Origin of the sequence: Citrobacter sp. TBCS-14, assembly GCF_005280805.1 — a bacterium.
In the GTDB taxonomy this organism is placed as follows: Bacteria; Pseudomonadota; Gammaproteobacteria; order Enterobacterales; family Enterobacteriaceae; genus Citrobacter; species Citrobacter gillenii.
Window position 1 is genome coordinate 1 of sequence record NZ_SZWM01001270.1, and the last position, 316, is coordinate 316.

Genomic DNA, 316 nt, shown 5'->3' on the forward strand with positions numbered 1-316 from the left:
ACGTGGTCAGCCACAGGCCGAACGACCAGGCAGGCGGCAGCGCGGGACGGCCAGTGAATTGGGTATAACGGTTCAACACGTCCTTCGGCGTTGGGCCGTCAATAACGAAGTATTCCAGATACTCGCTTTCCACGCTGAACTGCACTTTCGACACTTTCTCAGAGCCGATTTCAAACGACACGCACTGCGGATGGTTCACCAGCACGCCGTAACCGCGGTTGGTGATATAGAACGGGATGTTCTTGTAAGATTGCTCGGTGCTGGTGCCGCCGTCGCGGTTCCAGGTTTCTACCGTTTGCCCGTTACGCACCAGTGC

General features: G+C 57.0%; 1 pseudogene. It reads right to left on the reverse strand.

From position 1 onward, the window contains the following. A pseudogene (locus tag FDX22_RS27320) lies at window positions 1-316 on the reverse strand (TIM-barrel domain-containing protein); the annotation flags it as partial.